The 14,093-nt window shown below is 60.0% G+C and carries 10 protein-coding genes and 1 other RNA gene; 8 read left to right on the forward strand and 3 right to left on the reverse strand.

Annotated features, from left to right (window positions below; translation table 11 throughout):
- Nucleotides 1-259: 259 nt before the first annotated feature.
- Nucleotides 260-2,638 (forward strand): phosphoenolpyruvate synthase, encoded by a 2,379-nt coding sequence (ppsA, locus tag ACJ8J4_RS01700; protein WP_149570920.1) that lies wholly within the window; start codon nt 260-262, stop codon nt 2,636-2,638.
- Between the two features lie 109 nt (nt 2,639-2,747).
- Here the strand turns inward: ppsA and rprA are convergent.
- Both rprA and ydiK read right to left on the reverse strand, forming a co-directional pair.
- Nucleotides 2,748-2,857: antisense sRNA RprA (gene rprA, locus ACJ8J4_RS01705), an RNA gene on the reverse strand.
- Nucleotides 2,858-3,115: 258 nt separating this feature from the next.
- Nucleotides 3,116-4,216 (reverse strand): AI-2E family transporter YdiK, encoded by a 1,101-nt coding sequence (ydiK, locus tag ACJ8J4_RS01710; RefSeq protein WP_442515975.1) that lies wholly within the window; start codon nt 4,214-4,216, stop codon nt 3,116-3,118.
- Nucleotides 4,217-4,461: 245 nt separating this feature from the next.
- Here ydiK and ydiJ point away from each other — a divergent pair, with 245 nt between their 5' ends.
- Together ydiJ and menI are read left to right on the forward strand one after the other, a co-directional pair.
- Nucleotides 4,462-7,518 (forward strand): D-2-hydroxyglutarate dehydrogenase YdiJ, encoded by a 3,057-nt coding sequence (gene ydiJ, locus ACJ8J4_RS01715; protein WP_149570921.1) that lies wholly within the window; start codon nt 4,462-4,464, stop codon nt 7,516-7,518.
- Nucleotides 7,515-7,931: a 1,4-dihydroxy-2-naphthoyl-CoA hydrolase gene (gene menI / locus ACJ8J4_RS01720; RefSeq protein WP_016927938.1), complete on the forward strand. Its 417-nt coding sequence runs from the start codon at nt 7,515-7,517 to the stop codon at nt 7,929-7,931. Before ydiJ ends, menI begins: the two co-directional genes overlap by 4 nt.
- Nucleotides 7,932-7,976: 45 nt before the next feature.
- Here menI and ACJ8J4_RS01725 read toward each other — a convergent pair whose 3' ends face one another.
- Nucleotides 7,977-8,381, reverse strand: a complete 405-nt coding sequence (locus ACJ8J4_RS01725; protein ID WP_004931369.1) for a hypothetical protein — start codon at nt 8,379-8,381, stop codon at nt 7,977-7,979.
- A 526-nt stretch (nt 8,382-8,907) separates the two neighbouring features.
- Here ACJ8J4_RS01725 and sufA point away from each other — a divergent pair.
- From sufA to sufS, 5 genes are read left to right on the forward strand one after another with little or no spacing between them, the layout of a single operon-like run.
- Nucleotides 8,908-9,279, forward strand: coding sequence for a Fe-S cluster assembly scaffold SufA (gene sufA, locus ACJ8J4_RS01730; protein WP_004931368.1), 372 nt, complete (start codon nt 8,908-8,910; stop codon nt 9,277-9,279).
- Nucleotides 9,280-9,293: 14 nt separating this feature from the next.
- Nucleotides 9,294-10,790: a Fe-S cluster assembly protein SufB gene (gene sufB / locus ACJ8J4_RS01735; protein WP_025302644.1), complete on the forward strand. Its 1,497-nt coding sequence runs from the start codon at nt 9,294-9,296 to the stop codon at nt 10,788-10,790.
- 43 nt (nt 10,791-10,833) lie between these two features.
- Nucleotides 10,834-11,580, forward strand: a complete 747-nt coding sequence (sufC, locus tag ACJ8J4_RS01740; protein ID WP_016927936.1) for a Fe-S cluster assembly ATPase SufC — start codon at nt 10,834-10,836, stop codon at nt 11,578-11,580.
- The gene (sufD, locus tag ACJ8J4_RS01745; protein WP_197835537.1) at nt 11,555-12,841 is read left to right on the forward strand and encodes a Fe-S cluster assembly protein SufD; all 1,287 of its coding nucleotides are present in this window, start codon (nt 11,555-11,557) and stop codon (nt 12,839-12,841) included. The genes sufC and sufD overlap by 26 nt, the downstream gene beginning before the upstream one ends.
- Nucleotides 12,838-14,064: a cysteine desulfurase SufS gene (sufS, locus tag ACJ8J4_RS01750; RefSeq protein WP_089195828.1), complete on the forward strand. Its 1,227-nt coding sequence runs from the start codon at nt 12,838-12,840 to the stop codon at nt 14,062-14,064. The genes sufD and sufS overlap by 4 nt, the downstream gene beginning before the upstream one ends.
- The last annotated feature ends 29 nt before the right edge of the window (nt 14,065-14,093 follow it).

Below are 14,093 nucleotides of genomic sequence, written 5' to 3' on the forward strand. Positions count from 1 at the left end.
GCGGTCATTAAAACAGAAGTTTAAAAAGAACGTAATTTGTTGAGAACTAAGCTTTTCGTGCGATTGGGAACGGTTCCCTGCCAAATCAGCCGGTTAGGACATTCTCTTAAAAACCACTTTCTTCAGTGGGTTGATCGATTCACCTTTCCATTTTCCCCAGATCAGTGTGCTAGTCTGATTCGGCTCCGTGTTAGCGGCGCCGTAAAGCAAGCGAATTAAATCCGTCTTTACCCTACTGATAGCAATAAGGATTGTCTCGATGTCCAACAATGGCCCAGACTTGCGTAATGTGCTTTGGTACAACCAGCTTGGCATGCACGACGTTGACCGTGTCGGCGGCAAAAACGCCTCCCTCGGTGAAATGATCACCAATCTTTCCGATTTGGGCGTGGCCGTGCCGAACGGTTTTGCCACCACCGCACAGGCGTTTAACGATTTCCTCGAACAAAGCGGTGTTAACCAGCGCATCTATCAGCTACTGGATCAGACCGACGTTGACGACGTTGCCCAACTGGCCAAGGCCGGCGCCCAGATCCGCCAATGGGTGATCGACACGCCGTTCCACGCCGAGTTCGAGCGTGAAATTCATCAGGCTTACCAACAGCTCGCCGACGGCGAACCGGAAGCTTCCTTTGCGGTGCGCTCCTCCGCCACGGCGGAAGACATGCCGGACGCGTCCTTCGCCGGCCAGCAGGAAACCTTCCTCAACGTGCAGGGCATCGACGCCGTAATGGTGGCGATCAAGCACGTGTTCGCCTCGCTGTTCAATGACCGCGCCATCTCTTATCGCGTGCACCAGGGCTATGACCACCGCGGCGTGGCGCTGTCGGCGGGCGTACAGCGCATGGTGCGCTCGGATCTGGCCTCCTCGGGCGTGATGTTCACCATCGATACCGAGTCCGGCTTTGATCAGGTGGTGTTCATCACCTCCGCCTTCGGTCTGGGTGAAATGGTGGTGCAGGGCGCGGTGAACCCGGATGAGTTCTACGTGCACAAACCGACGCTGCAAAAAGGCAAGCCGGCGATCGTGCGCCGCAACCTGGGCTCGAAAAAGATCCGCATGGTGTACGCACCGTCGCAGGATCACGGTAAGCAGGTGCGCATCGAAGACGTGCCGGAAGCGCAGCGCAGCCGTTTCTCGCTGACGGATGACGAAGTGCAGGCGCTGGCGCAGCAGGCGATCCTGATCGAAAAACATTACGGCCGCCCGATGGATATCGAATGGGCGAAAGACGGCCATACCGGCAAGCTGCTGATCGTGCAGGCGCGTCCGGAAACCGTTCGCTCCAACGAACAAACCATGGAGCGCTACCAGCTGAATGGCACTAGCCCGGTGCTGGTGGAAGGCCGCGCCATCGGTCATCGCATCGGCGCCGGTCCGGTGAAAGTGATCCACGACATCAGCGAAATGGATCGCATCCTGCCGGGCGACGTGCTGGTGACCGACATGACCGACCCGGACTGGGAGCCGATCATGAAGAAGGCCGCCGCGATCGTCACCAACCGCGGCGGGCGCACCTGTCACGCGGCGATCATCGCCCGTGAGTTGGGCATCCCGGCGGTGGTAGGCTGCGGCCACGCCACCGATGTGCTGAAAGACGGCCAGAAAGTCACCGTTTCCTGTGCGGAAGGCGACACCGGCTTCGTTTACAGCGACATGCTGGATTTCAGCGTGCAGAGCTCCGAAGTGACCGAGCTGCCGGATCTGCCGCTGAAGATCATGATGAACGTCGGCAACCCGGATCGCGCTTTCGACTTTGCGCGTTTGCCAAATGAAGGCGTGGGCCTGGCGCGGCTGGAATTTATCATCAACCGCATGATCGGTGTGCACCCGCGCGCGCTGCTGGAGTTCGATAAGCAGACGCCGGCGCTGCAAAACGAAATTCGCGCGTTAATGCAGGGTTACGACCACCCGGTCGAGTTCTACGTTGGCCGCCTGACAGAAGGGATCGCGACGCTGGGTGCCGCCTTCTGGCCGAAGCGTGTGATCGTGCGCCTGTCCGACTTCAAATCCAACGAGTACGCCAACCTGGTGGGCGGCGATAAGTATGAACCACACGAAGAGAACCCGATGCTGGGCTTCCGCGGCGCCGGCCGTTACGTGGCCGATAGCTTCCGCGATTGCTTCGCGCTGGAGTGCGAGGCGGTGAAACGCGTGCGTAACGAAATGGGGCTGACCAACGTCGAAATCATGGTGCCGTTCGTGCGCACCGTGGCCCAGGCGGAAGCGGTGGTGGCGGAGCTGGCGCGTCAGGGGCTGAAGCGCGGTGAAAACGGGCTGAAAGTGATCATGATGTGCGAGATCCCGTCCAATGCGCTGTTGGCGGATCAGTTCCTCGAGCACTTCGACGGCTTCTCTATCGGTTCCAACGACATGACCCAGCTGGCGCTGGGGCTGGATCGTGACTCCGGCGTGGTGTCGGAGCTGTTCGACGAGCGCAACGAGGCGGTGAAAGCGCTGCTGTCGATGGCGATTCAGGCGGCCAAACGCCACGGCAAATACGTCGGCATCTGCGGCCAGGGCCCGTCTGACCATGAAGACTTCGCCGAGTGGCTGATGGAGCAGGGCATCGACAGCCTGTCGCTCAATCCAGACACCGTGGTGCAGACCTGGATCAATTTGTCGAAAAAGAAATAATGTCTCGGCCTCGCTGAGGCATTAACGCCGGGCCGCAGTTAACGCTGCGGCCTTTTTATTTCCGAATGTAAATAACGGCGCGTAAAATAATCAATTCGACGAAAAAAGAATAAAAAAAAGCCCACCGTAGGAGATGGGCAAAGACTACACACAGCAATTCACATGTATGGCATTACATTGTTCAGAAAGGTTGCTTTAAAATCAGTGATTTGAAGCAATAGATGGTCATAATACTAGATTTTTGAACGCGACTAGTCATTAAGAATCATCCTAATCGATAGCGCCATCACATTTTATTTGTGGGAGTTATCTCTTTTTGCCGCTTGCAACAAACAGGGATTTACATTGCACCTTTCATTCGCTGTACCGTAATCAATATAGGGCGGCATTATATTTGGCGGAGATATTACTCGAATGAGGTAGGAATAATGACCTGAGTGAAATGTTCCGCCCGACGATGCGGGCGGAAGGGGGGGATTAGCGTTTTTCCAGATCTTCGATGACTTGCTCCGGCGCGGTGGTCGGCTCTGGCGCTTCATCCATCCAGGCGGTCAGCAGGCGATAAGATACCGCCAATACCACCGGGCCGATGAACAGGCCAATCATACCGAAGGCCAGCAAACCGCCGATAACGCCGGACAGGATCAGCAGCAGCGGCAGGTCGGCGCCCATGCGGATCAGCACCGGGCGCAGCACGTTATCCAGCGTCGCTACCACGCAGCTCCAGACCAGCAGTACGGTGCCCCAGGTGGTGTCGCCGTGCCAGTACAGCCAGATGATGGCCGGCACCAGCACCAACAGCGGCCCCAATTGTGCCACGCAGCAGATAAAGATCAGCATCGTCAGCAGGGTGGCGGCTGGTATGCCGCTCACCGCCAGACCGATGCCGCCCAGCACCGACTGCACCAACGCCGTCACCACCACGCCCAGCGCGACGGCGCGGATCGCCTGGCCGCCCAGTAGCACCGCCGCATCGCCGCGTTTGGAACCGAGGCGTACCGCAAAGTGACGGATACCCAGCGCCACCTGCTCGCCGCGCGCATACAACAAGGCGCTGAACAGCAGCATCAGCGCGCAGTGCAGCAGCAGACGGCCGATATGCGCCGCCTGCGCCACGAACCAGGTGGCGGTTTGACCGAAGTACGGCTGAACCTTCGCCAGCAGCGCAGCGCCGCCGGCGTTAACCAATGTGTGGTAGCTGGTATAGAGCCTGTCGCCGATCATCGGCACGGACTGCAGCCAGGCTAGATCGGGAATGTGCAGCTTGCCGGGTGAACTGGCCCAGGCGATCAGCGGCGCGCTGTTATCCACCACGCTGCTGATCAGCAGGGAAATCGGCAGAATGAACAGCAGGATCAGCAGCAGGGTCATGACCAACACCGCCAGCGAGCGACGGCCCCACAGCAGCTTTTGCAGTTTGAGCAGCAACGGCCAGGTGGCGATCACCACCATGCCCGCCCAGGCGAAGCCGAGAATAAACGGTTGGATCACCCAAAAACAGGCAACGATCATGATGGCGATAAACAGCACGCCGAAAATAATTCGCGGTAAGTCGTAACGCGATTGCGAGAGTGGCATCAGTGGGTTCTCATCCTGGTCAATTAAATCCCTGGCACCGGCGAATCTGGGTGCCTGTCGGTCGGTTTATCATCGCCGGGCGGCCGCCTGTGGCGGCGCTCGCAGGGCGGTAATAATGTGAATGCCTTCACTAAACGAGTATGTTAGTTTTTAGTGTCACTAAAAAATAGGGTGGGTCTGAATTAAAGGCCCGATTCAGCGTACATCAGCGCATAAAAAATAGACGGACAGGGTCAAAAAAGCGAATGATCCCACAGATTTCTCAGGCGCCCGGCCTCGTTCAACGGGTGCTCGACTTTTTGGAAGCACTGAAGCAAAACGGATTCAACGGCGATACCGCCACCAGCTACGCCGACCGCCTGACGATGGCCACCGACAACAGTATCTATCAGCTGTTGCCCGATGCGGTGGTGTTCCCCCGTTCCACCGCTGACGTGGCGCTGATTGCGCGTCTGGCCGGGGAAGAGCGATTCAATACGCTGACCTTCAGCCCGCGCGGCGGCGGCACTGGCACCAACGGCCAGTCGCTCAATACCGGCATCGTGGTCGATATGTCGCGCCATATGAACCGCATTCTGGAGATCAACGTCGAACAAGGCTGGGTGAAAGTCGAAGCCGGCGTGATCAAGGATCAGCTGAATCAATACCTGCGGCCGTTCGGCTACTTCTTCTCGCCGGAACTGTCCACCAGCAACCGCGCCACGCTGGGCGGCATGATCAACACCGACGCCTCCGGCCAAGGTTCGCTGGTATACGGCAAAACCTCCGATCACGTGTTGGGCCTGCGGGCGGTGCTGCTGGGCGGCGAGATGATCGATACCCGCGCCATGCCGACGGCGCTGGCGGAAACGATTGCTCTGGAAGAGACCGTCGAAGGGCGCATCTACCGCACGGTGCTCAATCGCTGCCGTGAGCAGCGCGCATTGATCCTGGAGAAATTCCCCAAGCTCAACCGCTTCCTCACCGGTTACGATCTGCGCCACGTGCTGAGCGACGATCTGCAAACCTTCGATCTGACGCGCATCCTGACCGGCGCCGAAGGCACGCTGGCGTTTATCACCGAGGCGCGGCTGGATATCACGCCGCTGCCGAAAGTGCGCCGCCTGGTCAACGTGAAGTACGACTCCTTCGACTCGGCGCTGCGCAATGCGCCCTTTATGGTCGAGGCCAAGGCGCTGTCGGTGGAAACCATCGATTCCAAGGTGCTGAATCTGGCGCGTGAAGACATTGTTTGGCACTCGGTGAACGAACTGATCGCCGACGTGCCGGATAAAGAAATGCTCGGGCTGAACATCGTCGAGTTCGCCGGCGACGATCGGGCGCTGATCGACGGCCAGATGGAGGCTCTGTGCCAACGGCTGGATGAACTGATCGCGCAGCGGCAGGGCGGCGTGATCGGGTACCAGATCTGCGGCGATCTGGCTGGCATCGAGCGCATTTACAACATGCGCAAGAAGGCGGTCGGGCTGCTGGGCAACGCCAAGGGGCGCGCCAAGCCGATTCCGTTTGCCGAGGATACCTGTGTGCCGCCGCAACACCTGGCGGACTATATCGTCGAATTCCGTCAACTGCTTGACGACCACCACCTGAGCTACGGCATGTTCGGCCACGTCGACGCCGGGGTGTTGCACGTGCGCCCGGCGCTCGACATGTGCGACCCGCAGCAGGAAGTGCTGATGAAGCAGATCTCCGATCGGGTGGTGGCGCTGACCGCCAAATACGGCGGTCTGTTGTGGGGGGAGCACGGCAAGGGCTTCCGTGCCGAGTACAGCCCTGAGTTCTTCGGGGAAACGCTGTATGAAGAGCTACGCCGCATCAAGGCGGCGTTTGATCCGGATAACCGTTTGAACCCGGGCAAGATCTGTTCGCCACTGGCGGTAGATGCACCGATGATGGAGGTAGACGCGGTCAAACGCGGCACCTTCGATCGTCAGATCCCGGTCGAGGTGCGCACCTCGTTCCGCGGCGCGCTGGAGTGTAACGGCAACGGTCTGTGCTTCAACTTCGACGTGCGCAGCCCGATGTGCCCGTCGATGAAGATCAGCGGCAACCGCATCCATTCGCCGAAAGGGCGGGCGACGCTGGTGCGCGAGTGGCTGCGTCTGTTGGCCGAGCAGGGCGTCGATCCGTTGGCGCTGGAGAAACAGCTGCCGCAGCAGCGCCTCAGCTTGCGTGGTCTAATCGAGAAAACCCGCAACAGCTGGCATGCCGGCAAGGGCGAGTACGACTTTTCGCACGAAGTGAAAGAGGCGATGTCCGGCTGTCTGGCCTGCAAGGCCTGTTCCACCCAGTGCCCGATCAAAATTGACGTGCCGGGGTTCCGTTCGCGCTTCCTGCAGCTTTACCATACCCGCTACCTGCGCCCGGTGAGCGACTACATGGTCGCCGGCGTGGAGAGCTATACCCCGTTGATGGCCCGCGCGCCGAAGGTGTTCAACTTCTTCTTCCGCCAGCCGTGGCTGCGGGAGATGAGCCGCAACGCCGTCGGCATGGTCGATCTGCCGCTGTTGTCCAGCCCGACGCTGCGTCAGCAGCTGTCCGGCCACCGCGCGACCACGCTGACGCTGGAACAGTTGGAAGGGTTGAACGCCGAGCAACGCGAAGAACACGTGCTGATTGTTCAGGATCCGTTCACCAGCTATTACGACGCCAAAGTGGTGGCGGATTTCGTTCGGCTGGTGGAAAAGCTCGGCTATAAACCGGTGCTGCTGCCGTTCTCGCCGAACGGCAAGGCGCAGCATGTGAAGGGCTTCCTGACGCGCTTTGCCCGCACCGCGCGCAAAACCGCCGATTTTCTTAACCGCGTAGCGCAGCTCGGCATGCCGCTGGTGGGCGTCGATCCGGCGCTGGTGCTGTGTTACCGCGACGAATACCGCGAGATCCTCGGCGCCGAGCGCGGCGATTTCCAGGTGCAGCTGGTGCATGAATGGTTGCAACAGCGGATCGCGGATCGCGCCGAACAGCCGGCGACCGGCGAGCCCTGGTATCTGTTCGGTCACTGCACCGAAACCACCGCGCTGCCGGCCAGCGGCCAACAGTGGGCGGCGATCTTCGCCCGTTTCGGCGCCAAACTGGAGAATGTCAGCGTCGGCTGCTGCGGCATGGCGGGGACTTACGGCCATGAAGCCAAGAACCTGCAAAACTCGCTCGGCATTTATGAGCTATCATGGCACCCGACGCTACAGCGTTTGCCGCGGCAGCGCTGCCTGGCGACCGGTTATTCCTGCCGCAGTCAGGTGAAACGCATCGAGGGCAATGGCGTGCGCCACCCATTACAGGCACTTCTGGAGATGATTGAGTGAAATTGTGGAAACGTGAAACATCGCTGGAGCAGCTGAACCGCGCCGGCGACGGCTGCATGGTCAGCCATGTGGGCATCGAGTTTACCCAATTGGGCGAGGATTTCCTCGAGGCCACCATGCCGGTCGATGGCCGTACCCGCCAGCCGTTCGGGCTGTTGCACGGCGGGGCGTCGGTGGTGCTGGCGGAATCGATGGGATCGATGGCCGGTTACCTGTGCAGTGAGGGCGAGCAGAAAGTGGTGGGGCTGGAGATCAACGCCAACCACCTGCGCGCGGTGTTCGATGGCCAGGTGCGCGGGGTATGTCGCGCACTGCACGTCGGCCGTCGCCATCAGGTGTGGCAAATCGAGATCTTCGACGCGCGCGATCGGCTGTGCTGCACCTCGCGTCTGACCACGGCGGTCATCGACTGATCCCCGCCGGTTTCCGCAGGCTGCCGGCCTGCGGAGCCTTTCGCTTTACAGCTGAAACGGTACGCGTTTGACGAAGTCCTTCTGAAACGCGTTCGCCTTCTCCCAGGTGCCTTCCATTGCATATTTTTGGCAGATCAGCGTCAGCGTGTGGCGGGCGAAGTGGTAGCTTTGCACCCGAAACAGCTGGCAGCGCTGCGGATTGTTGATCTCGACGATCAGCCGATTATGCAGTTTGCTGAGCGCGTGCAGGTAGCTGTCGTCATCGCCGTTCTCCAGGCACAGATTGGCCATGGTGAGGCTGACGCTGTTGTACCGCTTCAGGTGGTCGATATTGCATTCCGGGCGCCGCAGCGCCGCTTCGGCCATATAAAAGTCCACCGTAGCGTCGCGCACGCTGAATTTGTAGTCATCAATCTTGCCCAGCAACCATGCGTTGATCGAAAGAGTCATTGGCTTCGCGCTCAAATTCAAATTGAATGATAATCATTATCATATAAATTGCCGCGTTGCCGATCAATCCCCGGCGCGGCGTTTTTTCATCGTGGGGGTGTAAAAGGCCGCCGACGACCCAATTTAATCCTGAGCGACTAAACTTTAACCTGAGGGGCGCGCGCTGGTGCCGCGCCACGAAATGCCGATAAACGCACATTTACGACAGACAGAATGCAGAAATAGGTATTTTCTATGAATGTTTAGATCGGCAGTGTACCGCGGCACTGTAACGCTGACGGGCCACCGGGGAGTGCGGTACGGTGATGCAGGATAAAGAACAAATTCATAGGGATAGCATGCACACCTTGCCGCCAGATGCCGCAAGCCACCACGAATGTCCCGCTGGCTTGCCGCACGCCGCAGCGAAAAACCGCGCTCGCGGTGGATACCCCCGCAAAACAAACGGTTGAAGTGATAATCGTTATCACTAACATATAAGCAACCCAGATTGGCTGTGGCCAAACACGAGTGTGAGGTAGACCCTATGCAAACGGAAAATGTCGGCACCTTTTCTCTGGATGAAAATGTCTGGCAAGGCATTTCGCTCAGCGACAGCGCCGTACGACAAATAACGAAACTGATGCAGCAGGATCCGCAGGTGAAAGGGCTGCAGCTAGGGGTGAAACAATCCGGCTGCGCCGGCTTTGCCTATGTGCTGGATCTGACCCGCGAACCCGCCGATGACGATCTGCTGTTTGAGCGCGACGGCGCCAAACTCTATGTGCCGCTGAAGGCCATGCCGTTCATCGATGGCACCACGGTAGATTACGTCCGCGAAGGGCTGAATCAGATATTCAAATTCAACAACCCTAAAGCTCAGCATGCCTGCGGGTGCGGCGAGAGCTTTGGCGTTTGAGCGATGCAATCAACATGACACGAAGCAATGTAGAAATGCCTAATGAAGTGCAGGCTTGGGTCAGCGAAGGTCGCTACAAAGAAGGTTTCTTCACCCAGCTGGCAACCGATGAGTTGGCCAAAGGCATCAACGAAGAGGTGGTTCGCGCCATCTCGGCCAAGCGCAACGAACCCGAGTGGATGCTGGAATTCCGCCTCGAGGCCTACCGCGCCTGGCTGCAGATGGAAGAGCCGCACTGGCTGAAGGCCAATTACGAACGCCTTAACTACCAGGACTACAGTTACTATTCGGCGCCGTCCTGCGGCAGCTGCGACGATGCCTGCGGTTCGCAACCCGGCGCCGAGCAGCAACCGGGCGCGGCGACGGAAAAAGATTACCTGACCAGCGAAGTGGAGCTGGCGTTCAATCAGCTCGGCGTGCCGGTGCGCGAGGGCAGCGAAGTGGCGGTGGACGCCATCTTTGACTCAGTATCGGTCGCTACCACTTACCGTGAAAAGCTGGCGGAGAGCGGGGTGATCTTCTGCTCGTTCGGCGAAGCGATTCAGGAATACCCGGATCTGGTGCGTCAGTACCTGGGGCGCGTAGTGCCGTCCAACGATAACTTCTTCGCTGCGCTGAACGCCGCGGTGGCCTCTGACGGCACCTTCGTCTATGTGCCGAAAGGCGTGCGCTGCCCGATGGAGCTGTCGACCTATTTCCGTATCAACGCCGCCAAAACCGGCCAGTTCGAGCGCACCATCCTGATCGCCGACGAAGGCAGCTATGTCAGCTATATCGAAGGCTGTTCTGCCCCGGTGCGCGATAGCTATCAGCTGCACGCGGCGGTGGTGGAAGTGATCCTGCATAAAGACGCCGAAGTGAAATACTCGACGGTGCAGAACTGGTTCTCCGGCGGTGAGAGCAAGGGCGGTATCCTCAACTTCGTCACCAAGCGCGCGCTGTGCGAAGGCGCCGGCTCGAAAATGTCCTGGACCCAGTCGGAAACCGGCTCGGCCATCACCTGGAAATACCCGAGCGTGATCCTGCAGGGCGACAATTCGATCGGCGAATTCTTCTCGGTGGCGCTGACCAGCGGCCATCAGCAGGCGGACACCGGCACCAAGATGATCCACATCGGCAAAAACACCAAGTCGACCATCATCGCCAAAGGCATCTCCGCCGGCCACAGCGAGAACACCTATCGCGGCCTGGTGAAAATCCTGCCGGGGGCGGAAAACGCCCGTAACTTTACCCAGTGCGACTCGATGCTGATCGGGCCGGACAGCGGTGCCCACACGTTCCCTTACGTTGAAGCGCGCAACAACAGCGCTCAGCTGGAGCACGAAGCCACCACCTCGAAGATCGGCGACGACCAGCTGTTCTACTGCCTGCAGCGCGGCATCAGCGAGGATGACGCCATTTCGATGATCGTCAACGGTTTCTGCAAGGACGTTTTCTCCGAGCTGCCGCTGGAGTTCGCCGTCGAGGCGCAGAAACTTCTGGCCATCAGCCTGGAACACAGCGTGGGTTAATCGCCGCATTTTTAGCGCCGTCGGCGCTATCTGAGGACACAGCATGTTAAGCATCAAGAATTTGAAAGTCAGCGTGGAAGGCAACGAGATCCTCAAGGGATTGGATCTGGAGATCAAACCGGGCGAAGTGCATGCCATCATGGGGCCGAACGGCTCGGGCAAGAGCACGCTGTCCGCCACGCTGGCCGGGCGTGAAGAGTACGAAGTGACCGAAGGGGAAGTCACCTTCAAGGGCAAGGATCTGCTGGAGCTTGATCCGGAAGACCGCGCCGGCGAGGGCGTGTTTCTGGCCTTCCAGTACCCGGTGGAGATCCCCGGCGTCAGCAACCACTTCTTCCTGCAGACCTCGGTCAACGCGGTGCGCAAATACCGCGAGCAGGAGCCGCTGGATCGCTTTGACTTCGCCGATTTCATCGAAGAGAAAATCGCGCTGCTGGACATGCCGGCCGACCTGCTGACCCGTTCGGTCAACGTCGGTTTCTCAGGCGGCGAGAAAAAGCGCAACGACATTCTGCAGATGGCGGCGCTGGAGCCGGATCTGTGCATTCTCGATGAAACCGACTCCGGTCTGGACATCGATGCGCTCAAGATCGTCGCCAACGGCGTCAACTCGCTGCGGGACGGCAAGCGCGCCTTTATCATCGTCACCCACTACCAGCGCATTCTGGACTACATCCAACCGGATTACGTACACGTGCTGTCGCAGGGGCGCATCGTCAAATCCGGCGATTTCTCGCTGGTAAAACAGTTGGAGGAGCAGGGCTATGGCTGGCTTACCGACCAACAGTAATTCAAACGCGCTGCAGCAGCTGTATCGCCTGTTCGAAGGCCGCGGTGGCGAGCGTTCGCCGCATGCGCTGGCGCACTGGCAGCAGGCGCTGCGCCTCGGCTGGCCGACGCGCAAGCATGAAAACTGGAAATACACGCCGCTGGAGAGCCTGCTGGAGCAGCAGTTCCTCGAGCCGCAGCCCGCATTGGTGAGCGCAGAGCAGCTCGAGGCGCTGGCGCTCGGCATCGATGCCTACCGGCTGGTGTTTATCGACGGCCGCTACAGCGCCGCGCTGAGCGATGACGATCTGGGTGATTACCAGTTTGAGTTGACCGCCTACGGCACGCCACAGGCGCTGCCGGAGGCGATCCAACCGGAAATTTTCCTGCACCTGACCGAAAGCCTGGCGCAGGAAACCAGCCTGATTCGCCTGCCGGCCGGCAAGGCCCCGGCTCGTCCGCTGTACCTGCTGCATATCAGCAGCGGACGCGGCGCCAGCGGGGAAGTGAACACCGTGCATCACCGCCATCATCTGGAGATTGGGCGCGGGGCCGAGGCGGAAGTGATCGAACACTACGTCAGCCTGGGCGAGGCCGCGCACTTCACCGGCGCACGCCTGACCGCCAACGTGGCGGACAACGCCGGACTGTTGCATTGCAAGCTGGCGTTTGAGAGCCAGCCAAGCTACCACTTTGCCCATAACGATTTGGTCATTGGCCGCGACGCGCGGGTGAAAAGCGACAGCTTCCTGCTGGGCGCCGGCTTGACGCGGCATAACACCAGCGCGCAGCTGAACGGCGAAGGCGCGAACCTGGTGATCAACAGCCTGGTGCTGCCGGTGGGCAAAGAGATCTGCGATACCCGTACCTATCTGGAGCACAACAAGGGCTATTGCGAAAGCCGCCAGCTGCATAAAACCGTGGTCAGCGATCGCGGCAAGGCGGTGTTCAACGGCATGATCAAAGTGGCCAAGCACGCGATTAAAACCGACGGCCAGATGACCAACCATAACCTGCTGTTGGGTAAGGTGGCGGAAGTGGACACCAAGCCGCAGCTGGAGATCTACGCCGATGACGTCAAGTGCAGCCACGGCGCCACCGTAGGGCGCATCGATGAAGAGCAGCTGTTCTATCTGCAGTCGCGCGGTATCGACAAGCACGCGGCACAGCAGATGATCATCTTCGCCTTCGCCGCCGAGCTGACCGAAGGCATCGCCAACGACACCATCCGGGAACGGGTGCTGGCACGCATCGCCCAGCGCCTGCCGGGGGAGGCTGCATGAGTTATCCGATTGAACGCGTGCGCGGCGATTTCCCGCTGCTGGCGCGTGAGGTGAACGGCCAACCGCTGGCCTATCTCGACAGCGCCGCCAGCGCGCAGAAACCGCAGGTGGTGATCGACCGCGAGCTGGATTTCTATCGCCACGGCTATGCCGCGGTGCATCGCGGCATTCACACCCTGAGCGCCGAGGCGACTCAGCAGATGGAAGCGGTGCGGGAACAGGCGGCGCGCTTTATCAACGCCGCCTCGGCGGAAGAGATGGTGTTCGTCAAGGGCACCACCGAAGGCATCAACCTGGTGGCCAACAGCTTTGGCCGCCACCTGCTGCAGCCGGGCGATGCGATTCTCATCACCGAGATGGAACACCACGCCAACATCGTGCCCTGGCAGATGCTGGCGCAGGAGCGTGGGTTGCAGCTGCGGGTTTGGCCGCTGCAGCCCGACGGCACGCTGGATTTGGCGCGGTTGCCGGAGCTGGTCGACGCGTCCTGCAAACTGCTGGCGCTGACCGAGGTCTCCAATGTGCTGGGCACCGTCAACCCGGTGCGCGACATCATCGCCCGCGCCAGAGGCCTGGCGCCGGATCTGACGGTGCTGGTGGACGGCGCGCAGGCGGTGATGCACCAGCGCGTCGATGTCCAGGCGCTAGACTGCGATTTTTACGTGTTTTCCGGCCACAAGCTGTACGGCCCTTCCGGTATCGGCATGCTGTATGGCCGCCAGGCGCTGCTGCAGCAGATGCCACCGTGGGAAGGGGGCGGCTCGATGATCCGCCAGGTCAGCCTGACGGCGGGCACCACCTTCGCCGATCCGCCGTGGCGCTTCGAGGCGGGTTCGCCGAACACCGCCGGCATCATGGGGCTGGGGACGGCGTTCGATTACGTCGAAGCCCTGGGTCTGAATGCGATCCACGATTATGAACAGTCGCTGATGCACTACGCGCTCGAGGCGCTCACGCAGGTGCCGACGCTGAAAATCTATGGTCCGGCACATCGGGCCGGGGTGATCGCCTTTAATTTGGGAGAACACCACGCCTATGACGTCGGCAGCTTCCTCGATCAGTATGGCATCGCCATTCGCACCGGCCATCACTGCGCCATGCCACTGATGGCGTTTTATCAGGTGCCGAGCATGTGCCGCGCTTCGCTGGCGTTATATAATACCCGCGAAGAGGTGGACCGGCTGGTGGCCGGGCTGCAACGCATTCATCAGCTATTAGGTTAGGCCGGGGCGCGTCCCCGGCGGTACAAAAG

Origin of the sequence: Serratia sp. CY47280 (genome assembly GCF_052168655.1) — a bacterium.
Lineage (GTDB): Bacteria > Pseudomonadota > Gammaproteobacteria > Enterobacterales > Enterobacteriaceae > Serratia > Serratia bockelmannii.

Coding starts and splice junctions, on each gene's coding strand:
- sufB (WP_025302644.1), top strand. CDS start 9,294: ATGACACGAAGCAATGTAGAAATGCCTAATGAAGTGCAGGCTTGGGTC.
- sufA (WP_004931368.1), top strand. CDS start 8,908: ATGCAAACGGAAAATGTCGGCACCTTTTCTCTGGATGAAAATGTCTGG.
- ydiJ (WP_149570921.1), top strand. CDS start 4,462: ATGATCCCACAGATTTCTCAGGCGCCCGGCCTCGTTCAACGGGTGCTC.
- sufD (WP_197835537.1), top strand. CDS start 11,555: ATGGCTGGCTTACCGACCAACAGTAATTCAAACGCGCTGCAGCAGCTG.
- ppsA (WP_149570920.1), top strand. CDS start 260: ATGTCCAACAATGGCCCAGACTTGCGTAATGTGCTTTGGTACAACCAG.
- sufC (WP_016927936.1), top strand. CDS start 10,834: ATGTTAAGCATCAAGAATTTGAAAGTCAGCGTGGAAGGCAACGAGATC.
- ydiK (WP_442515975.1), bottom strand. CDS start 4,216: ATGCCACTCTCGCAATCGCGTTACGACTTACCGCGAATTATTTTCGGC.
- sufS (WP_089195828.1), top strand. CDS start 12,838: ATGAGTTATCCGATTGAACGCGTGCGCGGCGATTTCCCGCTGCTGGCG.
- ACJ8J4_RS01725 (WP_004931369.1), bottom strand. CDS start 8,381: ATGACTCTTTCGATCAACGCATGGTTGCTGGGCAAGATTGATGACTAC.